General features: G+C 54.0%; 18 protein-coding genes. 5 read left to right on the top strand and 13 right to left on the bottom strand.

Annotation, left to right across the window (positions count from 1 at the left end; all coding sequences use genetic code 11):
* Window positions 1–45 precede the first annotated feature (45 nt).
* Window positions 46–1,242, top strand: a complete 1,197-nt coding sequence (locus FDW97_RS07930) for a nicotinamide mononucleotide deamidase-related protein YfaY (protein WP_085047831.1) — start codon at window positions 46–48, stop codon at window positions 1,240–1,242.
* A 38-nt stretch (window positions 1,243–1,280) separates the two neighbouring features.
* On the opposite strand, the gene FDW97_RS07925 is transcribed toward FDW97_RS07930, so the two are convergent.
* The 4 genes from FDW97_RS07925 to glpA form a co-directional block, all read right to left on the bottom strand.
* The gene (locus FDW97_RS07925; protein WP_137350870.1) at window positions 1,281–1,736 is read right to left on the bottom strand and encodes a hypothetical protein; all 456 of its coding nucleotides are present in this window, start codon (window positions 1,734–1,736) and stop codon (window positions 1,281–1,283) included.
* Window positions 1,737–1,887: 151 nt separating this feature from the next.
* The gene (gene glpC / locus FDW97_RS07920; RefSeq protein WP_038642250.1) at window positions 1,888–3,078 is read right to left on the bottom strand and encodes an anaerobic glycerol-3-phosphate dehydrogenase subunit GlpC; all 1,191 of its coding nucleotides are present in this window, start codon (window positions 3,076–3,078) and stop codon (window positions 1,888–1,890) included.
* Entirely contained in the window at window positions 3,075–4,334 is a 1,260-nt protein-coding gene (glpB, locus tag FDW97_RS07915) for a glycerol-3-phosphate dehydrogenase subunit GlpB (protein ID WP_085047833.1), read from the bottom strand. Before glpB ends, glpC begins: the two co-directional genes overlap by 4 nt.
* A complete protein-coding gene (gene glpA, locus FDW97_RS07910; protein ID WP_137350869.1) occupies window positions 4,324–5,952 on the bottom strand; it encodes an anaerobic glycerol-3-phosphate dehydrogenase subunit A in 1,629 nt (542 codons plus the stop codon). Before glpA ends, glpB begins: the two co-directional genes overlap by 11 nt.
* Before the next feature lie 270 nt (window positions 5,953–6,222).
* Between glpA and glpT the strand changes: the two genes are divergently transcribed.
* Window positions 6,223–7,581, top strand: coding sequence for a glycerol-3-phosphate transporter (gene glpT, locus FDW97_RS07905; protein ID WP_038642244.1), 1,359 nt, complete (start codon window positions 6,223–6,225; stop codon window positions 7,579–7,581).
* Between the two features lie 3 nt (window positions 7,582–7,584).
* Complete coding sequence (gene glpQ, locus FDW97_RS07900) at window positions 7,585–8,652, top strand: glycerophosphodiester phosphodiesterase (RefSeq protein ID WP_038642242.1); 1,068 nt, start codon at window positions 7,585–7,587, stop codon at window positions 8,650–8,652.
* A gap of 60 nt (window positions 8,653–8,712) precedes the next feature.
* Here the strand turns inward: glpQ and FDW97_RS07895 are convergent, their stop codons facing one another.
* The gene (locus tag FDW97_RS07895; RefSeq protein WP_137350868.1) at window positions 8,713–9,591 is read right to left on the bottom strand and encodes a LysR family transcriptional regulator; all 879 of its coding nucleotides are present in this window, start codon (window positions 9,589–9,591) and stop codon (window positions 8,713–8,715) included.
* Between the two features lie 161 nt (window positions 9,592–9,752).
* Between FDW97_RS07895 and FDW97_RS07890 the strand changes: the two genes are divergently transcribed.
* Window positions 9,753–10,943 carry an MFS transporter gene (locus FDW97_RS07890; protein WP_038642238.1) on the top strand — a complete coding sequence of 397 codons (1,191 nt, stop codon included), beginning with the start codon at window positions 9,753–9,755 and terminating at the stop codon, window positions 10,941–10,943.
* A gap of 3 nt (window positions 10,944–10,946) precedes the next feature.
* Here the strand turns inward: FDW97_RS07890 and yfaE are convergent, their stop codons facing one another.
* The 4 genes from yfaE to ubiG all read right to left on the bottom strand — a co-directional run bounded on the left by yfaE (window position 10,947) and on the right by ubiG (window position 15,877).
* Window positions 10,947–11,201: a ferredoxin-like diferric-tyrosyl radical cofactor maintenance protein YfaE gene (gene yfaE / locus FDW97_RS07885; protein WP_038642236.1), complete on the bottom strand. Its 255-nt coding sequence runs from the start codon at window positions 11,199–11,201 to the stop codon at window positions 10,947–10,949.
* Entirely contained in the window at window positions 11,201–12,331 is a 1,131-nt protein-coding gene (gene nrdB, locus FDW97_RS07880) for a class Ia ribonucleoside-diphosphate reductase subunit beta (protein ID WP_003027605.1), read from the bottom strand. Before nrdB ends, yfaE begins: the two co-directional genes overlap by 1 nt.
* Window positions 12,332–12,442: 111 nt before the next feature.
* Complete coding sequence (nrdA, locus tag FDW97_RS07875; protein WP_085047838.1) at window positions 12,443–14,728, bottom strand: class 1a ribonucleoside-diphosphate reductase subunit alpha; 2,286 nt, start codon at window positions 14,726–14,728, stop codon at window positions 12,443–12,445.
* Between the two features lie 420 nt (window positions 14,729–15,148).
* Window positions 15,149–15,877 (bottom strand): bifunctional 2-polyprenyl-6-hydroxyphenol methylase/3-demethylubiquinol 3-O-methyltransferase UbiG, encoded by a 729-nt coding sequence (gene ubiG, locus FDW97_RS07870; protein ID WP_038642230.1) that lies wholly within the window; start codon window positions 15,875–15,877, stop codon window positions 15,149–15,151.
* Window positions 15,878–16,035: 158 nt separating this feature from the next.
* Between ubiG and gyrA the strand changes: the two genes are divergently transcribed.
* Window positions 16,036–18,672, top strand: a complete 2,637-nt coding sequence (gene gyrA / locus FDW97_RS07865; protein WP_087857376.1) for a DNA topoisomerase (ATP-hydrolyzing) subunit A — start codon at window positions 16,036–16,038, stop codon at window positions 18,670–18,672.
* Between the two features lie 42 nt (window positions 18,673–18,714).
* Here gyrA and FDW97_RS07860 read toward each other — a convergent pair whose 3' ends face one another.
* The 4 genes from FDW97_RS07860 to atoD are packed head-to-tail and all read right to left on the bottom strand — an operon-like array spanning window position 18,715 to window position 22,561.
* Window positions 18,715–19,899: an acetyl-CoA C-acetyltransferase gene (locus FDW97_RS07860; RefSeq protein ID WP_137350867.1), complete on the bottom strand. Its 1,185-nt coding sequence runs from the start codon at window positions 19,897–19,899 to the stop codon at window positions 18,715–18,717.
* Window positions 19,900–19,929: 30 nt separating this feature from the next.
* The gene (locus FDW97_RS07855; protein WP_085047840.1) at window positions 19,930–21,252 is read right to left on the bottom strand and encodes a TIGR00366 family protein; all 1,323 of its coding nucleotides are present in this window, start codon (window positions 21,250–21,252) and stop codon (window positions 19,930–19,932) included.
* A complete protein-coding gene (locus FDW97_RS07850; protein WP_038642222.1) occupies window positions 21,249–21,899 on the bottom strand; it encodes a 3-oxoacid CoA-transferase subunit B in 651 nt (216 codons plus the stop codon). Before FDW97_RS07850 ends, FDW97_RS07855 begins: the two co-directional genes overlap by 4 nt.
* Window positions 21,900–21,901: 2 nt before the next feature.
* Window positions 21,902–22,561, bottom strand: coding sequence for an acetate CoA-transferase subunit alpha (gene atoD, locus FDW97_RS07845; protein ID WP_038642220.1), 660 nt, complete (start codon window positions 22,559–22,561; stop codon window positions 21,902–21,904).
* Window positions 22,562–22,722: the final 161 nt, after the last annotated feature.

Raw genomic sequence — 22,722 nt, 5'->3', positions numbered from 1 at the left:
CCTCCATGCGCTATAGTGTTTTCATCATAAAAGCAGGAGAACACGATGTTAAACGTGGAGATGCTATCCACCGGGGATGAAGTGTTGCACGGACAAATCGTCGACACCAATGCCGCCTGGCTGGCTGATTTTTTCTTTAATCAGGGATTACCGTTAACCCGCCGCAATACGGTAGGGGACAATCTTGACGATTTGGTCGCTATTCTACGTGAGCGTAGCGAACACGCCGATGTGTTGATCGTTAATGGCGGTCTGGGGCCAACCAGCGATGATTTAAGCGCGCAGGCGGCGGCAACGGCAAAAGGCGAGGGGCTGGTATTGCATGAAGCCTGGCTGGCCGAGATGGAGCGTTATTTCCGCGACCGTGGCCGCGTGATGGCGCCGAGCAACCGCAAACAGGCTGAGCTTCCTGCCAGCGCTGAATTTATCAATAATCCTGTCGGCACCGCGTGCGGGTTCGCCGTGAAGCTAAACCGCTGCCTGATGTTCTTTACGCCTGGCGTGCCATCGGAATTTAAAGTCATGGTTGAGCATGAGATTCTGCCGCGTTTGCGTGAGCGTTTTTCTCTGCCTCAACCACCTCTCTGCCTGCGATTAACCACCTTTGGCCGTTCCGAAAGCGATCTGGCGCAGAGTCTGGATCCGCTGCCTTTGCCGCCGGGAGTGACAATGGGTTACCGCTCGTCGATGCCGATTATTGAGCTGAAGCTGACCGGGCCTGATTCCCAACGAGACGCCATGCTGGCGCTGTGGCCTGAAGTGAAGCGGGTTGCCGGGCAGAATATGATATTCGAAGGTACGGAAGGTTTGCCGGCGCAAATCGCCCGCACGTTGCAGGAGCGACAATACAGTCTGACGCTGAGCGAACAGTTCACCGGTGGCTTAGTTGCACTCCAGCTCTCTCGCGCTAATGCTCCTCTGCTAGCGAGTGAAGTGGTTCCGTCTCAGGAAGAAACGCTGGCGCAAACGGCGCACTGGATTACCGAGCGACGCGCCAAACATTATGCCGGGCTGGCGCTGGCAGTATCGGCATTCGAAAGCGAACATATTAACTTTGCGCTGGCAACACCGGATGGGACACATGCCTTGCGCGTAAGGCTTAGCGCTAATCGCTACAGTTTGCCGATTCGTCAGGAAGTTTGCGCGATGATGGCGCTGAATATGCTGCGTCGTTGGCTAAACGGCCAGGATATCGCCAGCGAACACGGCTGGATAGAAGTGGTTGAATCGCTGACGATTTAAACATTGATTGGGAAGGCTACAAACCTTCCCAACCTGACTCACTCTGTAACATCGCCAGGCAATAGCCCGGTAATTAACTGAACCAAATTATGATCAATTCCATTTTCCAGCATCATGCGAGCGATACGTAAGGCTTCTTCTTGCGTACCTTTCTGCACTCCCTGTTCTAATCCTTGTTCTAATCCTTGCTGTATCCCTTCTTGTAGGCCATGGTGGTGGCCTTCTTGTCTTAGCCTCTCTGCGATCGTCATCAACCTCTCCTTGTGATGGGGGGAACGTTCGGCAACCTCATGGATAAATGCGCTGACGTGAGAAACATTGCCGTATCGTAGCAGGTAATTTAATAGCGTTTGCAGCTGGCTGTCATTAGCGGTGCTTGTAACTAAAAGCGAGACCAGACGGTCCACCAGCCCCATCAAATCACGCTGCATCATGCGGTGTAGCGGTGGTTGATTTATCCATGGTAGTCCGTCACCTGAAGGAGAAGATGGCATGACGGTACTCACTTTTAATCAGAGCTGCATTGGGGGATTTGGCTATTTGCGTGAGTGAATCAGAGATAAATACGCCCGATTGCAACGTATTCAGATAGGCGGAACAGAGTACGCAAAAATGCCCGGTAACAAACGCCACCGGGCAACAGAGTTAACCCAATGCTTTGGCAAGCAGGGTGATCGGATGTTCACAGCGAAGGCTTGTAGACATCTCTATCTGCCATTTACAGGTTTCACAGTCGGTGACAACGATATCGGCACCGCTTTCTTCAATCTGGCGGAATAACGGTGCGCCAATCGATTGTGACGTCGGGTAGTTTTCCTTTTTAAAGCCGTATGTTCCGGCGATTCCGCAACACTGAGAATCTAATACCGTCAGCTCCAGTCCCGGAATTTGGCGCAGCAGCTCCAGCGTGTAGAGCGTCCAGCCCATTTTCTCCATATGGCAAGGCGTGTGATAGACCACTTTCAGCGGTAGCGTCTTCAGCGGCAACGTTTTGCCTTCATCCAGCTTGCGCCACAGCCAGCGGGTTGCCAGCTCAATATGTTCACGCAGACCGGTGTTGTCGACGTCCAGCACTTCCGGGTACTCATCGCGGAGTGCAAAGGTACAGGTTGATGAGGTGGCGATCACCGGAATACCTTTCCCGTCAATTGCTTCCCTGAGCGAGGCCACGTTGCTGACCGCCTGTTTGCGCGCTTTATCGGTAAAGCCGTTGGCGATCAGCGGTACGCCGCAGCATTTCTCTTTGCTCAGCAGCTGTACGCCGGTTCCCATGGCGTTCAGGACCTTGATCAGGTCTTTGCCGAGTTGCGGATGGTTGTAATTAACAAAACAGCCGTGGAAAAAGGCGACCTGCTCCGGATACTGCGCCTGCTGTGCGGCAACGCTGCGATACCAGCGGCGGAACGTACCAAAGGAGTATTTCGGCAGCGTACGGCGATGGTCGATTTTCAGCGCGTAGTCCAGCAACTGGCGTACCGGTTTCAGCGAGGTGGCGGTATTCACTATCGGCGCGAACGGGGTGGATACACTTCCCATTAAATCCGTATGGCTTAAAACAAAATTACGCAGCGATGGACGCGTAGTGTCATATTTGGCGCGCGCACGCTGGATGATATCGCCAATTTTCACATCTGACGGACATGCCACTTCGCAGCGCTTACAGTTGATGCAGTATTTCAGCGCATCGTCGTATAACGCGCCATCTTTCAGACGCAGACGCTCGCCGTCCGGTCCGGCCTGTTTTGGGCCAGGGTAGCCCGGATTGACGCGGCTTACCGGGCAGGCGGTGGTGCACACCGTGCACTTGATACAACTTTCAAAACGTGTGTCGCTCATTGCTGTCCTCCTGCACGTTTCGCAATGTCATGTGCGGCGTGTAAGGCGCTGACTGCGCATACGCCGCCTCCGCAACCCTCGGCAATAGGGTCAAAACCACCGAGAACAGAACCGATGGCATACATGTTCTCTACCGTTTTCCCCGCCAGCGACGGGCGCAAAGTGGCATCGGTTGTAACGCCAAACTGTTGCCACGGTTGCGGATCGAAGACATCACGCTGATACCACTCGGCGCGGGTGGCGGTTTGCTGTACATCCAGTCCGAGGATCGGTTCGTGAATGGCCTCGCGCGTGGCGACCAGACCGCTGCTGAAAAAGCTGCCGCTGGCGAGCACGGCGAAGCGCGGACGCAACGGGATATCGGCATGGTTACGGGTCCAGACTTCATTGACGACGCCATCCTGACAGGTGATTTTCTTCACTTCATCACCCGGCATCCAGACACCGCCCTGGCGCACAAACTGGCGCTGTAATTTGTTGTGCAGACGCATACCCAGTACAGAAGGCGGTAGAGTCGGTAACAGCGTCAACGAGCAGGGAAGGCGCTCGTTAAGCCAGTGCCAAAGGCGCTCATCCGCCAGGCCGAAACAGGCTGGCATAATAATCATGTCGCAGGTTTTTGCCAGTGGCAGTAAAGCATCATAGAGCAGCGACCATTTATCTTCGTTGTCCAGCAGGCGCGCAATATTGACAGCGCGAAACTCGGTTGGGTTATCACGCAGGACATCCAGTTCAGGCAGATCGATTTCCGCCGTCTCGACGCTGAGATTGCGCTGGCGCAGCGAGGCCGCGGCGAGATGCGCCTGAAAATCCAGTAAACCGCTGATACCGACAACGCAGATACGCTGTGCGGACAGTGGCCACACCGGAACTTCTGGGGAACTTAACCAGGTTGAGCGCAGGGTTCCCAACGGGGTTACGCGTTGATGTGACTGGCGTACTTTGCCCTGCAAATGCGTTCCGCATTCTTCCAGCAGATCCTGCGCCTGGTGGGCAAGATCCAGGACGTTCTGTGTTCCGATGATGCTATACGGATGCGTGGGCGCCTGAGTACGCAGCGCATTCAGACCGGCTTCTATCTCCATCACCGGTTGACCATCGGGCAAGTTGCTGAGCAAATCCAGTGAGCCGGAGGAAAAATGCAAGGCGCTTTGGCCGCGCGTGACAATCGTACAGCGCAACCCGCTTTTTTGCAGTTGCAGGCCGCACAGCAGTCCTGCCAGGCCGCCGCCGATAATGACGGTATCAAATTTCATCCTGGTGCTCCTTTTCCAGACCGCACAATCCCTGATAGACCCAGCGCGTGAATTCGCTTTCGCGCAGCGCGTCGCCCCAGGCGATAGGCTGCACGCCTTTCCAGCGCTCGTTGAGGAAATCGGAAAGCTGGGTAATAGATTGCGCAGCGGTGGTGACATTAAAACGTTGCAGCAAACCTGCGGCGCGGCAGGCGCACAATTCGCCCTGGCAGGTCCCCATACCAACGCGGGTACGGCGACGCAAATCCAGCAGGCTGTTGACGGTTAAATTCTCGACGGCGTATTGCACTTCGCCCGCAGTGACCGCTTCACATTCACAGACCAGGCTACGGTGCTGACGACCTTCGCTAAGCCATGCCGGGGTGCGATCGCCGTGACGGTAGACCGCCGAACCGCGCAACGGCGCGGGCAACGAAATTACGCGTTTCAGCGTGTGCTCGGTGGATTCCTGCGAGCCGGGCAGCGCGGTGTCTGCTGTGGTGCAAGGTTGAGAATTGCCCAGCTTACGGCAAACGGCATCGGTGGCCCATTCCGCCATCAGACGGTAGGTCATCAGTTTGCCGCCAGTAATGGTGATAAACCCATCCAGTCCGTCACGTTCAGCGTGATCGAACAGCACAATACCGCGGCTGACGTTACGACCGCTTGGATCGTCGTCGCTGGCGACCAGCGGTCGCACACCGGAGTAGGCGCGTAAAATGCGTGTTTTCGCCATAATCGGCGCCAGTTTCTCACCTTCGCGCAGCAGAATATCGACCTCTTCTGCGGTGACGCGGTTGCTGTCGATATCGTCGTAATCAATGTGCTGCGAGGTGGTACCAATGAGCGAAATGGTATCGCCAGGCACCAGAATATCGGCGTCAGAGGGTTTACGGCAGCGGTTAATGACATGCTGGTTTATGCGATGATCCATAATCAGCAGCGATCCTTTGGCCGGGAACATCCGGATACTCAGATCGGCATATTCGGCAATGCGCTGGCCCCAGATCCCGGCGGCATTCACCACCACCGGCGCATGCAGGGACTGCATCTCACCCGTCAGATGATTGCGCACGTTAACGCCGCAAACCGTTGTCCCTTCGCGAATCAGCCCCGTCACTTCATGGGCCGTTAAGATAACCGCGCCATGCTCACGCGCATCCAGCATGTTGGCGGCGGTTAAGCGGAAGGGATCGACCGTACCGTCCGGCACTTTGACCGCGCCAATCAGCTGTGGGTTGACGGAGGGTTCGATAATGCGCGCATGCTGAGGGTCAATCGCTTCTGCGCGAATACCGGCCTCTTCACAGGCGCGAATGAAGGTAGCCTGGAAGGAGAGCTCATCCTCCGGCAGGGTAATAAACAGACCGTCCGTCGGCTCAACGCAATGACGGGCGATACGTTTCAGAATCTGGTTTTCGCTGATGCACTCACGGGCAGATTCAGCGTCGGTGACGGCGTAGCGCGCACCGCTGTGCAGCAGGCCATGGTTACGTCCGGTCGCGCCCGTGGCGATATCGTGGCGTTCCACTAAGATGACGCGCAACCCGCGCAGCGCACAGTCGCGTGCGATCCCTGCACCTGTTGCTCCTCCACCAATGATAATCACGTCACTTGTTTGCGAGTCGCGAGTTTTCATTGTTTTTCCTCACAGTTCGTTTTTTATCATTTAGCCACATAAAAAACATGGATTGTTTGATTTCGCGCATAATCGCTCATTATTCGAAAATGAAACGTGATTTCGTGCGCCTTTATGAACATTTGTCATAAATCTGTAACAATTTGTGCTGTGTTTCACATTTTTGTTAGGTATCTTTCCTTAACATCGCGGCCACACTGGAAGCGGTAGGGTAGTAATGACGAACTGCAGTGTTTACTTCGAATGAAAGACGGCCACGGAGGCTACGCTATGTTGAGTATTTTTAAACCAGCGCCACATAAGGCGCGTTTGCCTGCTACGGAGATCGACCCGACATATCGTCGATTGCGTTGGCAGATTTTCCTGGGGATTTTCTTTGGTTATGCCGCGTACTATCTGGTACGTAAGAACTTTGCCCTGGCGATGCCATATCTGGTTGAGCAGGGTTTCTCTCGCGGCGATCTGGGTTTTGCCTTGTCCGGTATCTCCATCGCTTACGGATTTTCGAAATTCATCATGGGGTCCGTTTCGGATCGCTCGAATCCGCGCGTTTTCCTGCCAGCAGGTTTGATTCTGGCTGCCGCAGTGATGTTGTTTATGGGCTTTGTGCCGTGGGCGACATCGAGCATTGCGATTATGTTTGTGCTGCTGTTCCTCTGCGGATGGTTCCAGGGGATGGGGTGGCCGCCGTGTGGCCGTACCATGGTGCACTGGTGGTCGCAGAAAGAACGTGGCGGCATTGTTTCCGTCTGGAACTGTGCGCACAACGTGGGCGGCGGTCTGCCTCCTCTGCTGTTCCTGCTCGGTATGGCCTGGTTCAATGACTGGAAAGCGGCGCTATATATGCCTGCTTTCGGTGCGATTGTGGTTGCGCTGTTCGCCTTTGCGATGATGCGCGATACGCCGCAGTCTTGCGGTCTGCCGCCTATCGAAGAGTATAAGAACGACTACCCGGACGATTACAACGAGAAAGCCGAAGAAGAGCTGACCGCCAAGCAGATCTTCATGCAGTACGTACTGCCAAACAAACTGTTGTGGTACATCGCTATCGCCAACGTGTTCGTTTATCTGCTGCGCTACGGCATCCTGGACTGGTCACCAACCTACCTGAAAGAAGTGAAGCATTTCGCACTCGATAAATCATCCTGGGCCTACTTCCTGTATGAATACGCGGGTATTCCGGGCACGCTGCTGTGTGGTTGGATGTCGGATAAAGTCTTCCGTGGCAACCGTGGCGCGACCGGCGTGTTCTTTATGACGCTGGTGACTATCGCGACCATCGTTTACTGGATGAACCCGGCAGGTAACCCGAACGTTGATATGGCTTGTATGATTATCATCGGCTTCCTGATCTACGGCCCGGTCATGTTGATTGGCCTGCACGCGCTGGAACTGGCGCCGAAAAAAGCGGCGGGCACGGCGGCAGGCTTTACCGGACTGTTCGGTTATCTCGGCGGTTCTGTGGCGGCGAGCGCCATTGTCGGCTACACCGTTGACTTCTTCGGCTGGGACGGCGGCTTTATGGTGATGATTGGCGGTAGCGTGCTGGCGGTCATTCTGCTGGTGGTCGTCATGATTGGTGAAAAACGTCACCACGAAGAAGTACAGCTGAAACGTAACGGGGGCTAATTAATGAAAACCACATTGAAAAGTCTCAGCGTGGCGCTGATGCTGGCTGGTATGGTCGTTAGCAGCGCGGCGGTCGCCGCCGATAAAATCGTGATTGCGCATCGTGGGGCAAGCGGTTATTTACCGGAGCATACGCTGCCCGCGAAAGCGATGGCCTATGCTCAGGGCGCGGATTATCTGGAGCAGGATTTGGTAATGACCAAGGATGACCATCTGGTCGTCCTGCATGACCACTATCTGGACCGCGTCACCGATGTCGCTGAGCGTTTTCCAAATCGTGCGCGTAAAGATGGACGTTATTACGCCATCGACTTTACGCTGGACGAGATCAAATCGCTGAAATTTACCGAAGGCTTTGATATCGAGAATGGCAAAAAGGTACAGACTTACCCTGGGCGCTTCCCGATGGGTAAATCTGATTTCCGCGTGCACACCTTCGAAGAAGAGATAGAGTTCGTTCAGGGACTGAATCACTCAACCGGTAAAAACATCGGCATTTATCCGGAAATGAAGGCGCCGTGGTTCCATCACCAGGAAGGGAAGGACATCGCAGCGAAAACGCTGGAAGTGCTGAAAAAGTACGGGTATACCAGCAAAAACGACAAGGTTTACCTACAGTGTTTTGATGTCGCGGAGTTAAAGCGCATTAAAAATGAACTGGAACCAAAGATGGGGATGGATCTCAATCTGGTGCAGTTGATTGCGTACACTGACTGGAATGAAACCCAGGAGAAAAAGCCGGACGGTAGTTGGGTTAATTACAACTATGACTGGATGTTTAAACCGGGTGCCATGAAGCAGGTGGCGCAGTATGCGGACGGCATTGGGCCGGACTACCACATGCTGGTTGATGAGAAGTCGAAAAAAGGCAATATCTCGTTAACTGGCATGGTTCAGGACGCGCATCAGAACAAGATGGTGGTGCATCCTTATACTGTTCGTGCCGATCAGCTACCGGATTACACCACTGACGTAAACCAGCTGTATGACATTCTGTATAACAAGGCGGGCGTTGACGGGTTGTTCACCGACTTCCCCGACAAAGCAGTGAAATTCCTGAATAAAGAGTGATGGCACAAGGCCTGTGATGCACCTCCGGTCACAGGCCTCATTGGGTAACGTTATAAACTGTTAGATAAGGCCGTCTGCTGTCAACGTTTCCATACAAGCCTGCAGGAGAAATAAAGGGCTGCCGTCCACCGGCGGCTCTTTTGCCAGTAACGATATCTGTCGATAGAACGTCGGCTCCAGCGCCACCGAGCGTATCTCCCCGCCAACGGCTTTCAGCGTTAACTCCGGTAATAACGCAATACCCAGCCCCTGACGAATAAAACTCATCGCGGTATCCGGATGGTTAAATTCGTATTTAATAACCGGCTCGATACCTTTCTCTTTAAATAGCGTCATGATGCTTAATTCATAGCGACCTTTACTGATAATCAGCGGTTCTCCCACCAGTTGTTCAACCGTAACCGCGGTATGGGCTGCCAGAGGATGGCTTTCGGGAACCACGACGGTAAATTTGTCGCGATAGACCGGTACGCAGTACATGCCGCTCACCGGAAAATGCACAAATCCGGCATCAATGTCCCCACTGCGCAGGGAATCAACGATCGCCGTGCTGTTTTCTTCGAAGGGAATGATTTTGATGTGCGGATGATGCTGTTCGAAGTGGTTGATAATGCCCGGTAAAATGCAGGCGCAGGCGCTGGGAAAGCAGCCGATGCGCAGGGTTCGGGCTGGGTTTTTTCGCTCCTGCTCGGCAATCTCTTTCACCGCGTTGGTTTCTGCAACGATCATGCGCAGGTGCGGAACGATCCGCCTTCCAACCGGGGTGAGCTGAATGTCTTTACGGCGCTCGCGGATAAGACATTCGACTCCCAACTCTTCTTCAAGCGCCGAAATGGCCTGGCTTACAGCGGATTGGGTCATATACAACCGCTTACTGGCTTCGGTAAAACCGCCGCATTCAAGCACGGTAAGCAGGGCGTGGATCTGGGTTAATGTCATTAGTTCCTTCTAATTAACAATATTAAAACGATTAATTTCTCTAATATGATGAATCTGTTTACACTTGCGGTCTACCGTATAAATCACATTTTGACGCACCTCTCCGTTGCTCAGTTGAGCTGAGCGTTGCCTGCGTGCGCCGTCTGGACAGGCTGTCGAATATGAAAGAAAAACTGTGGACGAAAGATTTTTGGGCAATCACGATAATTAGCTTCATTATATTCTTTGTGTTTTATGTCCTGCTTACGTTATTACCGATCTATATTTCGGATCGCCTGCACGCCACGCCAGATAAAGCCGGCTTATTGGTCACCTTCTTTTTAGGTGCCGCAATTGTTGTGCGTCCGTTCGCCGGGCAATGGGTGGGGAAATATTCGAATAAAACGATTCTGGTGCTCTCTTCTCTGGCCTTTTTGGTTGTCACTGCGCTGTATCCTGTTTGCCACTCAATTGAATCGCTGCTGTTTATTCGGGTGCTTCATGGGGTGACGTTTGGCGTCATTACCACGGTAAAAGGAACGATTTCCGCGCGGCTGATACCGGCCTCCCGACGTGGGGAGGGCATCAGTTTTTTCTCGTTGGCCATGGGACTGGCAATGGTTGTGGGGCCGTGGGTAGGGTTGAATATGGCACGCTGGGAAGCTTTTACCACCGCATTCTGGCTGTGTAGCGCGGTTGCCGTACTGGGTATTATCCTGTCATTGATCGTCGCCGTACCGCCGGTCATCCGTCATGCCGACGGCTCAAAACCGAAGCTGGGATTTGCGGCAATGTTTGATCGCGCCGCGCTGCCTTTCGCGATGGTGACGTTTTTCATGACTTTCTCCTATGCGGGTGTTTCTGCTTTTCTTGCGCTGTATGCGCGCGAGTTGGATCTGATGGCCGCCGCCAGTAATTTCCTGTTGTGCTACGCCATTTGTCTGATGATCTGTCGAACCTTTACCGGCAATATTTGTGATAAAAAGGGGCCGAAATACGTGGTATATCCGTGTTTGCTGGCCTTTACCATCGGACTGGTGGCGCTTGGCTACACCAACGGCAGTATCATGATGATTATTGCCGGGGGATTAATCGGCATTGGTTACGGTTCCGTCACGCCGGTATTCCAGACACAAATTATTAGCTCGGTGGAGCCGCATAAAATTGGCATCGCCAATTCGCTTTTCTTCAATGCGATGGATGCGGGAATGGCGATCGGCGCGTTCATTATGGGGATGATGGTCGAGGGCGTGGGCTATCGGGCGATTTATCTGGTAGGGGCCCTGCTGGTGGTTTTAGCCGGGGCGCTGTACATTGCGCAGATGAAGCGCCGCGGGGCGATGCCGTTAGTTAGCGCACACGAAGTGCACTAACCGTTACAGCTCGATTTCAATATCGCCTTTTGCCCGGCAACAGCAGGGCAATATTTCGCCCGGCTGAATAAAGGCCAGAGGCTCGGCGATCCAGTCCACCTGTCCCGCCACCAGGCGGGTACGGCAGGAACCACAGTAACCCTCACGACACTGGTATTCGACTTCAACATTGTGCGATTCGAGTGCGGCAAGCAGGGAGGGGTGTTCATCCTGGCACAGCAGCTGTGTGCCAGAGATGCGCAGAGTAACGCGGCCCATCAGAGCTGGAAGTTACTCAGATCGTCGGTATCAACCTCGGAGTCGATCTGGCCGACCAGATAGGAGCTGACTTCCACTTCCTGAGGCGCAACCTGTACGTTATCGGACACCAGCCAGGTGTTGATCCATGGGATCGGGTTAGAACGCGTCTGGAACGGCAGATCCAGCCCAACAGCCTGCATACGAATGTTGGTGATGTACTCAACGTACTGGCACAGAATATCTTTGTTCAGGCCGATCATCGAACCGTCACGGAACAGATAGTCCGCCCACTCTTTCTCTTGCAGCGCGGCCTGCACGAACAGGTCGTAGCACTCTTGCTTACACTCTTCTGCGATTTCCGCCATCTCTGGGTCGTCTACACCGCTGCGCAGCAGGTTCAGCATGTGCTGCGTACCGGTCAGATGCAGGGCTTCGTCGCGGGCGATCAGACGAATAATTTTCGCGTTGCCTTCCATCAGTTCACGTTCGGCGAAGGCGAAGGAGCAGGCGAAGCTGACGTAGAAGCGAATGGCTTCCAGCGCGTTCACGCTCATCAGGCACAGGTACAGCTTTTTCTTCAGCTCACGCAGGTTCACGACAACCGTTTTGCCATTAACTGTATGGGTGCCTTCACCGAGAAGATGCCAATAGCTGGTCATCTCGATCAATTCATCATAGTAGCTGGAAATGCCTTCCGCGCGCTTCTGGATCTGCTCGTTGGTGACGATATCGTCAAACACCACCGCCGGATCGTTGACGATGTTACGGATGATATGGGTGTAAGAACGCGAGTGGATCGTTTCAGAAAACGCCCACGTTTCGACCCAGGTTTCCAGTTCAGGAATCGAGATTAACGGCAGCAGCGCGACGTTCGGGCTACGTCCCTGAATGGAGTCCAGCAGCGTCTGATACTTCAGGTTGCTGATGAAGATATGCTTTTCATGCTCCGGCAGCGCCTGGAAGTCGATGCGATCGCGGGAAACATCGACCTCTTCCGGACGCCAGAAGAAAGAGAGCTGCTTTTCGATCAGTTTTTCGAAGATGTCATATTTTTGCTGATCGTAGCGGGCGACGTTCACCGGCTGGCCGAAGAACATCGGTTCCAGAAGCTGATCATTTTTCGTCTGTGAAAAAGTGGTGTATGCCATTAATGTGAATCCTTTGTGGGATGAGCGCCGGATGTGGTACAAACACGTTATCCGGCCTACAAACCGTGCAATCGTAGGCCGGGTAAGCGTAGCGCCACCCGGCAATATTCATCAGATCTTACATGCGCCGCTTTCGCAGCCATCGTCCTGAATGGACGGCACCAGATCGTCCTGAGTATCTTCCGCGCCATCGCGGGTGTTCTGATAATACAGCGTTTTGACGCCAAATTTGTAGGCGGTGAGCAGGTCTTTCAGCAACTGCTGCATCGGCACTTTTCCTGATGGGAAACGCGTCGGATCATAGTTGGTGTTGGCGGAAATCGACTGATCGATAAACTTCTGCATGATACCTACCAGTTGCAGATAACCGTCGTTGCTCGGCATTTCCCACAGCAGTTCGTAGGCGTCGTGCAAGTGTTCGTAGTCCGGCACGACCTGACGCAGAATCCCATCTTTAGACGCTTTGATGCTCACGTAGCCGCGCGGTGGTTCAATACCGTTGGTCGCATTAGAGATCTGCGAAGAGGTTTCCGACGGCATCAGCGCAGAGAGTGTGGAGTTACGCAGGCCGTGCGTCTTGATGGACTCGCGAAGCTGTTCCCAGTCCAGATGCAGCGGCTCGTCAGAGATAGCATCAAGGTCTTTTTTATAGGTATCGATCGGTAAAATACCCTGGGAGTAAGTTGTTTCGTTAAACCACGGGCACGCGCCTTGCTCTTTTGCCAGCTCGTTAGAAGCTTTCAGCAGGTAATACTGAATGGCTTCGAAGGTTTGGTGGGTCAGGTTATTGGCGCTACCGTCAGAATAACGCTTACCGTTTTTCGCCAGCCAGTAGGCGTAGTTGATGACGCCAATACCCAGCGTACGACGGCCCATTGCGCCGCGTTTGGCGGCCGGGATTGGGTAATCCTGATAATCCAGCAGCGCATCCAGCGCGCGTACCGCCAGTACGGCCAGCTCTTCCAGCTCGTCCAGACTGTTGATAGCACCCAGGTTAAATGCGGATAGCGTACACAGCGCAATTTCGCCGTTTTCGTCGTTCACGTCGGTCAGTGGTTTGGTCGGCAGGGCGATTTCCAGACACAGGTTGGACTGGCGCACCGGCGCAACAACCGGATCAAACGGGCTATGGGTGTTGCAGTGGTCAACGTTCTGAATGTAGATACGGCCGGTAGAGGCACGTTCCTGCATCATCAGGGAGAAAAGTTCAACCGCTTTCACGCGCTGTTTACGGATGCTGTCGTCGTTTTCATATTGGGTGTACAGACGTTCGAACTCGTCCTGGTCGGCGAAGAACGCATCATACAGGCCCGGGACGTCGGACGGGCTGAACAGGGTGATGTCGCCGCCTTTCAACAGACGGGTATACATCAGCTTGTTGATCTGCACGCCGTAGTCCATATGACGCACGCGGTTGCCTTCAACGCCGCGGTTGTTTTTCAGCACCAGCAGGCTTTCGACTTCCAGATGCCACATCGGGTAGAACAGGGTGGCCGCACCGCCGCGCACGCCGCCTTGCGAGCAGGATTTCACCGCGGTCTGGAAGTGCTTGTAGAACGGAATACAGCCAGTGTGGAACGCTTCACCGCCACGAATCGGGCTACCCAGCGCACGGATGCGGCCGGCGTTGATACCGATACCGGCGCGCTGAGAAACATATTTCACGATAGCGCTGGAGGTGGCGTTGATGGAATCCAGGCTGTCGCCGCACTCGATCAGTACGCAGGAGCTGAACTGACGGGTTGGGGTACGCACGCCGGACATAATTGGCGTCGGCAGAGAAATTTTGAACGTTGAAACGGCATCGTAGAAACGTTTTACATATTGCAGACGCGTTTCACGCGGATAGTTAGAGAACAGGCAGGCCGCTACCAGAATGTAGAGGAACTGCGCGCTTTCATAAATCTCACCGGTGACACGGTTTTGCACCAGATATTTACCTTCTAACTGCTTCACCGCAGCGTAGGAGAAGGTCATATCACGGTCGTGTACGATGAACGAGTCCATCTGCTTGAACTCTTCTTCCGTGTAGTCTTCCAGCAGATGATTGTCGTATTTGCCCATTTCAACCATTTTCACGACATGGTCGTAAAGTGCAGGCGGTTCAAACTCGCCGTAGGCTTTTTTACGCAGGTGGAAAATGGCCAGGCGGGCAGCCAGGTACTGATAATCCGGTGCCTCGCGGGAGATCAGGTCGGCGGCTGCTTTGATGATCGTCTCATGGATATCGGACGTTTTGATACCGTCATAAAACTGAATATGAGAGCGCAGCTCGACCTGAGAAATCGATACGTTATTCAGTCCTTCTGCCGCCCAATCCAGAACTCGGTGGATTTTGTCGAGATTGATGCGCTCTGTACTACCATCACGCTTTGTCACCAGCAGACTCTGATTCATGTGGTTTTTTACCTGTCCGTGAAAGAAAAAATATCCCCCATATTATCCACAGAGTCATGTTGTGACTAAGTCTGTGGATAAATACTATATGTAGGGGTTGTTTGATAAAATAGACGCTATATGGTGAGTATTCTAGTAGGGATTCTTTTCAGCACAAGAGTTGATTTTGACGTTAAATTGAGGTTGCAAAAGGGTAAGAATCGCTAAGTGCGCGTCTTATAAGGCCTGGCGGGGATGTCAATAATTGAGAAAAAAAATAGAAAATTTGATCGAGTGCTGATTTCTTCATCTAAGGCGAAGAAAGTTCTTATGATCTGGCACAGGAATTGTAGGCCTGATAAGCGAAGCGCCATCAGGCCCTGTTCCTGTCAGCATGCCGAATAGCAGCGTTGGACGCCTTATCCGGCCTACAGGAAGCGGTTAATCAACGCTGGCAGTGGTATGGACCATATAGTTCACATCTACGCCCGGACCGAGTTTAAAGCTGTTGGTGATCGGGTTGTAATGCAGGCCGGTCATATGACGCTCTTTCAGCACGGTCTGATCTACCCACTGTAATAACTCTGCAGGCTTGATAAATTTTTTCACATCATGCGTGCCTTTCGGCACCATGCGCAAAATATATTCCGCTCCGACCACGGCCATCAGCCAGGATTTGCCGTTGCGGTTAAGCGTGGAGAAAAACACTTCGCCGCCCGGTTTGACCAGCCTGGCGCAGGCGCTGACCACCGACTGCGGGTCCGGCACGTGCTCCAGCATTTCCATGCAGGTCACCACGTCATACTGGTGCGCATGTTTTTCCGCGTGCTCTTCGACGGTTTCCTGGACGTACTCGACCTGGATACCGCTCTCCAGCGCATGCAGTTTTGCTACCTGTAACGGTTCAAAGCCCATATCCAGGCCCGTGACGGTTGCGCCTTCGCGCGCCATACTTTCCGCCAGAATGCCGCCGCCGCAGCCGACGTCGAGTACCTTTTTACCAAACAGGCCGCCTGAGCGCTCCGTGATGTAGCCCAGACGCAGCGGGTTAATGCGGTGCAGTGGCTTAAATTCCCCCTCAAGGTCCCACCAGCGTGACGCGACTGCTTCAAACTTGGCAATTTCTTCATGGTCAACGTTGTGACTTACCGGGGGTTTTTCGGCATTCATTGGGGCTTCTACTCCTAAATTTGCGATGCAAATGAGTATATCAGCCTGACGGGATGAATAAAGCCTCTGTCAGGGGGAATCCATTTACCTGAATCTGTGCGAATGTGTTATAATTTGCGACCTTTGAATCCGGGATACAGTAGAGGGATAGCGGTTAGATGAGCGACCTTGCGAGAGAAATTACACCGGTCAACATTGAGGAAGAGCTGAAGAGCTCATATCTGGATTATGCGATGTCGGTCATTGTTGGCCGTGCGCTGCCAGACGTCCGAGATGGCCTGAAACCGGTTCACCGTCGCGTACTTTACGCCATGAACGTATTGGGCAACGACTGGAATAAAGCCTATAAAAAATCTGCCCGTGTCGTTGGTGACGTAATCGGTAAATACCACCCTCATGGTGATACCGCCGTTTACGACACCATTGTTCGTATGGCGCAGCCATTCTCCTTGCGTTACATGCTGGTAGATGGTCAGGGTAACTTTGGTTCTGTCGATGGCGACTCCGCAGCGGCGATGCGTTATACGGAAATCCGTATGTCGAAAATCGCCCATGAGCTGATGGCTGACCTGGAAAAAGAAACGGTTGATTTCGTCGATAACTACGACGGCACCGAACAAATTCCTGACGTCATGCCGACCAAAATTCCTAACCTGCTGGTGAACGGTTCGTCCGGTATCGCGGTAGGTATGGCAACCAACATTCCGCCGCACAACCTGACGGAAGTGATCAACGGCTGTCTGGCATACATTGACGATGAAGACATCAGCATTGAAGGGCTGATGGAGCATATTCCGGGTCCGGACTTCCCGACCGCCGCGATCATTAACGGTCGTCGTGGTATCGAAGAAGCCTACCGTACCGGTCGCGGCAAAGTGTACATTCGCGCCCGCGCGGAAGTCGAAGCCGACGCCAAAACCGGCCGTGAAACCATCATCGTCCATGAAATTCCGTATCAGGTGAACAAAGCGCGCCTGATCGAGAAAATCGCCGAGCTGGTAAAAGACAAACGCGTTGAAGGCATCAGTGCGCTGCGTGACGAGTCTGATAAAGACGGTATGCGCATCGTGATTGAAGTGAAACGCGATGCGGTCGGGGAAGTGGTTCTGAACAACCTTTATTCCCAGACCCAACTGCAGGTTTCTTTCGGTATCAACATGGTTGCGCTGCACCATGGTCAACCGAAGATCATGAACCTGAAAGATATTATTGCCGCGTTTGTACGCCACCGTCGTGAAGTCGTAACGCGTCGTACTATCTTTGAACTGCGTAAAGCCCGCGACCGTGCGCATATCCTTGAAGCGTTGGCGATTGCGCTGGCGAACATTGACCCAATCATTGAACTGATCCGCCGCGCGCCGACCCCGGCAGAAGCGAAAGCTGCGTTGGTTGCGCGTTCTTGGGAGCTGGGTAACGTGTCCGCCATGCTGGAACGTGCTGGTGATGACGCCGCGCGTCCTGAATGGCTGGAGCCGGAATTTGGCGTGCGTGACGGTCAGTACTACCTGACTGAACAGCAGGCCCAGGCGATTCTGGATCTGCGTTTGCAGAAACTGACCGGCCTTGAGCATGAAAAACTGCTCGACGAATACAAAGAGCTGCTGGAGCAGATCGCTGAACTGCTGCATATTCTGGGCAGCGCAGATCGTCTGATGGAAGTTATCCGTGAAGAGATGGAGCTGATTCGCGAGCAGTTCGGCGACGAACGTCGTACCGAAATCACCGCCAACAGCGCTGACATCAATATCGAAGATCTGATTAGCCAGGAAGATGTTGTCGTGACCTTGTCTCATCAGGGCTACGTGAAATATCAGCCGTTAACCGATTACGAAGCACAGCGTCGTGGCGGTAAAGGCAAATCAGCAGCACGTATTAAAGAAGAAGACTTTATTGACCGCCTGCTGGTGGCCAACACCCATGACACGATCCTCTGCTTCTCCAGCCGTGGTCGTTTGTACTGGATGAAGGTTTATCAGTTGCCGGAAGCCAGCCGTGGCGCGCGTGGACGACCAATCGTCAACCTGCTGCCATTGGAAGCGAACGAACGTATCACCGCTATTCTACCGGTACGCGAGTACGAAGAAGGTGTGAACGTCTTTATGGCGACCGCCAGCGGTACCGTGAAGAAAACCGCGCTGACCGAGTTCAGCCGTCCGCGTTCCGCCGGTATCATTGCGGTTAACCTGAACGAAGGCGACGAGCTGATTGGCGTTGACCTGACGTCCGGTAGTGACGAAGTCATGCTGTTCTCTGCCGCGGGTAAAGTAGTGCGCTTTAAAGAAGATGCCGTTCGTGCGATGGGTCGTACCGCGACCGGCGTACGCGGTATCAAGCTGGCAGGCGAAGACAAAGTCGTTTCTCTGATTATTCCGCGCGGCGAAGGCGCTATCCTGACCGTGACGCAAAACGGCTACGGTAAGCGTACCGCGGCAGAAGAGTATCCGACCAAGTCTCGTGCGACTCAGGGCGTTATCTCCATCAAAGTGACCGAGCGCAACGGCTCTGTTGTTGGCGCGGTACAGGTTGAAGATACCGACCAGATCATGATGATCACCGATGCAGGTACGCTGGTGCGTACTCGCGTGTCGGAAATCAGCGTAGTAGGGCGTAACACCCAGGGCGTGATCCTCATCCGTACTGCGGAAGATGAAAACGTTGTGGGTCTGCAACGCGTTGCTGAGCCGGTTGATGATGAAGAACTCGACTCCATCGACGGAAGTGCGGCTGAGGGCGACGAGGATATCGCGCCTGAAGCAGAAACCGATGATGATGCAGCGGATGACGCTGACGAGTAATTGAGATGTTATGAAAAGGGCCGGAGAAATCCGGCCCTTTTTTTAATTCATGCGTTCCACAATCATTGCGACTCCCTGACCGCCGCCAATGCACAGCGTGGCAAGCCCAAGCGTTTGATCGCGTGCCTGTAGCGCATGCAGCAGCGTAACCAGAATTCGTGCGCCGCTGGCGCCAATAGGATGTCCCAGCGCAATGGCCCCGCCGTTGACGTTAACCTTTTGCGGATCGAACCCCAGCGTTTTGCCGACGGCAAGAAACTGCGCGGCAAATGCCTCGTTGGCTTCGATAAGATCGATATCGGACAGCTGCAGCCCGCTCAGCTGTAGCGCTTTTTGCGTGGCTGGAACCGGCCCCATCCCCATCATCGCCGGTGCCACGCCGCCGCTGGCCCAGGCTTTGATCCGCGCCAGCGGTTTCAGCCCTGCCGCCAGTGCCGCAGACTCTTCCATTACCACTAATGCCGCCGCACCGTCGTTGATCCCCGAAGCGTTGCCTGCGGTGACGGTTCCTGTTTTATCAAAGGCCGGGCGTAAGGCGGCGAGCCCTTCCGCCGTTGAGTCAGCTTTGGGGAACTCGTCGCGCTCAAAGATGATGGTTTTTTTACGGGACGACACGCTGACGGGCACGATTTCAGCCTCGAATGCGCCGGATGTGATGGCAGCCACGGCTTTACGTTGTGACTGCAGTGCCAGTTCATCCTGCATTTCGCGGCTGATGCCGTACTCTTTGGCGACATTTTCTGCGGTGATCCCCATGTGGTACCCATGCTCGGCGCAGATCAGGCCGTCGCGCAGAATAACGTCTGACAATTGCCCATCACCAAGACGATATCCCCAGCGGGCCTTTGCGTCTAACAGGTAGGGGGCCTGGCTCATGTTTTCCATCCCTCCCGCCACGATCGCCTGAGCTTGTCCTGCCTTAATTGCGAGGGCAGCAAGCGCTACGCTTTTCAGGCCCGAGCCGCACACTTTGTTGACGGTAAAGCCGCAAACGGTGTCGGACAGGCCGCTTTTTAACAATGCCTGACGCGCCGGATTTTGTCCGAGTCCTGACTGCAACACGTTGCCCATAATCACCTCGTCCACGCGTTGAGGGTCAAGGTGAGCACGCTCAAGGGCGGCTCTAATGACGGTGGCTCCAAGCTCGACGGCACCCGTTGTTGCCAGTGCGCCGTTAAAACTGCCGATTGCGGTACGTGCCGCGCTGACGATGACACAGTTTTTCATTTTTCAGTTCCTTTTAAGAAGTTGTTGCCGTCAGAACAGGGTCAATCCAATAACAAAAATGACGCCGGAGAAGAGCAGGGCGGTGATGCAGTACCCCATAATGTCGCGCACGCCCAGCCCGGCGATGGCCAGAGCCGGTAGCGCCCAGAATGGTTGTGCCATGTTCATCCACTGCTCCCCGTAGGCGATGGCCATCACTGATTTGCCAAGATCGGCACCCAGCGCCTGCGCCGCAGGCATGACGAACGGTCCCTGAATAACCCAATGGCCGCCGCCGGACGGCACGGCAAAGTTAATCAGCGCTGAACTGAAGAAGGTCATCAGCGGGAAGGTATCTTTGTTGGCGACGTTAATGAAAAATTCGGTAATAAGCCCACCGAGACCGGAGTGCTCCATCATCAACTGAATACCGGCGTAGAAGGGGAATTGCACCAGAATCCCGGCGGTGCTACGTGCGGCAGCGCTGACGGCGCGCATATAGGCCATCGGTGTTTTATGCAGCAGCAGACCGGCAATCATAAACATCAGGTTGACGGTATTGATGGTGATGTTGAAACCTTTCTCAGCAAAGTAGATGCCCAGATAGGCAATACCTAATGCACCGATGATCAGTGCCAGAATGCGGCTTTCTTCCAGTTTTTCCGACGGCGGCGCGTCTGGCGGCAGCTTCTTCTGAAAATCAGCTTCTTCCAGTAATAGTTTCGGATCGATGCTCACCACATCTGCAGGTTTTGGCGTCATCATGCGCGTGATGAACGGCATTACCACAATCAGCGCCACGGTGATGAAGATATTGAAGCCGGTGAACAGGGTATCCGCGACGGGAATTAATCCCGCTATGTGCTCGACCGGGTTGCCAGGCGTTGCCGCCAACAAAGGCATTGAGCCGGAAAAACCACCGCCCCAGGTCAGGAAGCCGATGTAGGCGCAGGCAATCAGTAACGGATAATCGGAACCCGGTACCCGACGAGCGACTTCGCGGGCGAACATCGCCCCAACCACCAGACCGAATCCCCAGTTGATAACGCAGGCAACCGAACCAAAAAAAGTGACCAGCATTACGCCCTGGGCAGGGGTTTTGGCAGCGGATGCCGCCGTACGCAGCAGGCTTTTCACCGGCCCGGAACTGGCTAACGCATGGCCGGTCACGATGATTAGCGCCATCTGCATACCAAACGCCAGCAGGTTCCAGAAACCGTCACCCCAGAATTTCACCATGCTGATAGGCGTCTGTGGCGTTAACCATAGCGCGATACCGAAGGTCAGCAATGTTAACAACATGGCAAAAATCAGCGGGTCGGGCAGCCAGCGACTGACCACCCGTGTCATAAAGCGAGCGATGCGGCCAATCATGCGTCACCTCGCAGGATGAGCAGATCGTCGGCAATAGCAAACTGCGCTTCGGTTTTTTCACGCAGCGTGGCGATATCACATCCTTCGACAATTTCAGTCAGCCACATTTTGCCGTCAATAAAGCGGAATACGGCAAGTTCAGTGACCAGCATGTGCACAGCATGCTGCGCGGTGAGCGGCATGGTGCATTGCCGCAGGATTTTTGCTGAGCCGTCTTTCGCGCAATGCTCCATGGCAATAATGACTTTCCGTGCACCGGTCACCAGATCCATAGCGCCCCCCATGCCGGGCACCATCTTGCCGGGAACCACCCAGTTGGCAAGGTTTGCCTGCTCATCGACCTGTAACCCACCCAATACACAGGCATCAACGTGACCGCCGCGAATCAACGCGAACGACATGGCGCTATCAAACATCGCCGCGCCTGGCAAAATACCGCACGGTTGGCCGCCCGCGTTTACCAGGTCAGGATGCGCGGTGGTCACCGGGCCCAGTCCCAGAAAACCATTCTCAGATTGCAGCGTAATGTGAATATCTGCAGGCAAGTAGTTGGCTACCATGGTTGGCAGGCCAATACCTAAGTTGACGATATCGCCATCGCGAAGCTCTTGCGCCACCCGGCGCGCAATACGTTGTTTAGCATCCATGATTAGCTCTCCTGTGGAATGACGATATGGTCGATAACGGCGCCGGGGGTAACAATCTGGTCAGGCTGCAGCTCGCCTGTTTCAACCATTTCATCCGGTTCAACCAGCGTGATGTCAGCGGCCAGAGCAATCAGAGGGTTAAAGTTTCGGGCGCTGAGCTGGTAGGTGAGGTTGCCAAGCATGTCAGAGCGATGGGCGCGAATAAGCGCTAAATCGGCGCGCAATGGGCGTTCAAGAAGCCAGGTTTTGCCCTCAAGCGTGATGGTCTGCTTACCATCTTCCACGATGGTGCCAACGCCGGTAGGCGTCAGAAAACCACCAAGACCCGCGCCGCCGCAGCGAATTTGCTCGATCAGGGTACCTTGTGGTACCAACTGTACGTCCATCTCGCCAGCAATCATGCGACGACCGGTTTCCGGGTTGGTGCCAATGTGCGAGGCAATGACTTTGCTCACCCGCCCATTGACGATCAGTGGCCCGATACCGGTATCGACAAATGCAGTATCGTTAGCAATCAGCGTCAGATCTCTGACGCCGGATTCCAGCAGAGCTTCAACCAGGCGAGGCGGTGTGCCTACCCCCATAAAACCACCGACCATGATGGTCATGCCGTCACGAAAGAAGCCTGCAGCGTCTTGTAAGGTAATCAGTTTTGTTTTCATTATGTTTCCCTTTTGCATACTCCATTTTGGGTACGCTCAGGGAAGTGCAAGCAGAATGCCAGGATGCTTTAAAAGACGTATTAATCTTTAATCGCTTGAATTTATTAATGTATTTCTATATTTCTAACGGGGAGGTAAAGCGAGGGGCTATGCAGAATTTT

Origin of the sequence: Citrobacter sp. wls708, assembly GCF_005281255.1 — a bacterium.
Lineage (GTDB): Bacteria > Pseudomonadota > Gammaproteobacteria > Enterobacterales > Enterobacteriaceae > Citrobacter > Citrobacter werkmanii.
Note: the sequence above shows the minus strand (reverse complement) of the source record. Positions and strands in the feature narration are given on the sequence as shown.

Excerpts from the sequence above, each read along its gene's own strand:
- nrdB (WP_003027605.1), bottom strand. The coding sequence starts at position 12,331 with ATGGCATACACCACTTTTTCACAGACGAAAAATGATCAGCTTCTGGAA.
- ubiG (WP_038642230.1), bottom strand. The coding sequence starts at position 15,877 with ATGAATGCCGAAAAACCCCCGGTAAGTCACAACGTTGACCATGAAGAA.
- glpC (WP_038642250.1), bottom strand. The coding sequence starts at position 3,078 with ATGAGCGACACACGTTTTGAAAGTTGTATCAAGTGCACGGTGTGCACC.
- FDW97_RS07860 (WP_137350867.1), bottom strand. The coding sequence starts at position 19,899 with ATGAAAAACTGTGTCATCGTCAGCGCGGCACGTACCGCAATCGGCAGT.
- FDW97_RS07930 (WP_085047831.1), top strand. The coding sequence starts at position 46 with ATGTTAAACGTGGAGATGCTATCCACCGGGGATGAAGTGTTGCACGGA.
- glpT (WP_038642244.1), top strand. The coding sequence starts at position 6,223 with ATGTTGAGTATTTTTAAACCAGCGCCACATAAGGCGCGTTTGCCTGCT.
- gyrA (WP_087857376.1), top strand. The coding sequence starts at position 16,036 with ATGAGCGACCTTGCGAGAGAAATTACACCGGTCAACATTGAGGAAGAG.
- FDW97_RS07855 (WP_085047840.1), bottom strand. The coding sequence starts at position 21,252 with ATGATTGGCCGCATCGCTCGCTTTATGACACGGGTGGTCAGTCGCTGG.
- atoD (WP_038642220.1), bottom strand. The coding sequence starts at position 22,561 with ATGAAAACAAAACTGATTACCTTACAAGACGCTGCAGGCTTCTTTCGT.
- FDW97_RS07890 (WP_038642238.1), top strand. The coding sequence starts at position 9,753 with ATGAAAGAAAAACTGTGGACGAAAGATTTTTGGGCAATCACGATAATT.
- FDW97_RS07925 (WP_137350870.1), bottom strand. The coding sequence starts at position 1,736 with ATGCCATCTTCTCCTTCAGGTGACGGACTACCATGGATAAATCAACCA.
- glpA (WP_137350869.1), bottom strand. The coding sequence starts at position 5,952 with ATGAAAACTCGCGACTCGCAAACAAGTGACGTGATTATCATTGGTGGA.
- FDW97_RS07895 (WP_137350868.1), bottom strand. The coding sequence starts at position 9,591 with ATGACATTAACCCAGATCCACGCCCTGCTTACCGTGCTTGAATGCGGC.
- nrdA (WP_085047838.1), bottom strand. The coding sequence starts at position 14,728 with ATGAATCAGAGTCTGCTGGTGACAAAGCGTGATGGTAGTACAGAGCGC.
- glpB (WP_085047833.1), bottom strand. The coding sequence starts at position 4,334 with ATGAAATTTGATACCGTCATTATCGGCGGCGGCCTGGCAGGACTGCTG.
- glpQ (WP_038642242.1), top strand. The coding sequence starts at position 7,585 with ATGAAAACCACATTGAAAAGTCTCAGCGTGGCGCTGATGCTGGCTGGT.
- yfaE (WP_038642236.1), bottom strand. The coding sequence starts at position 11,201 with ATGGGCCGCGTTACTCTGCGCATCTCTGGCACACAGCTGCTGTGCCAG.
- FDW97_RS07850 (WP_038642222.1), bottom strand. The coding sequence starts at position 21,899 with ATGGATGCTAAACAACGTATTGCGCGCCGGGTGGCGCAAGAGCTTCGC.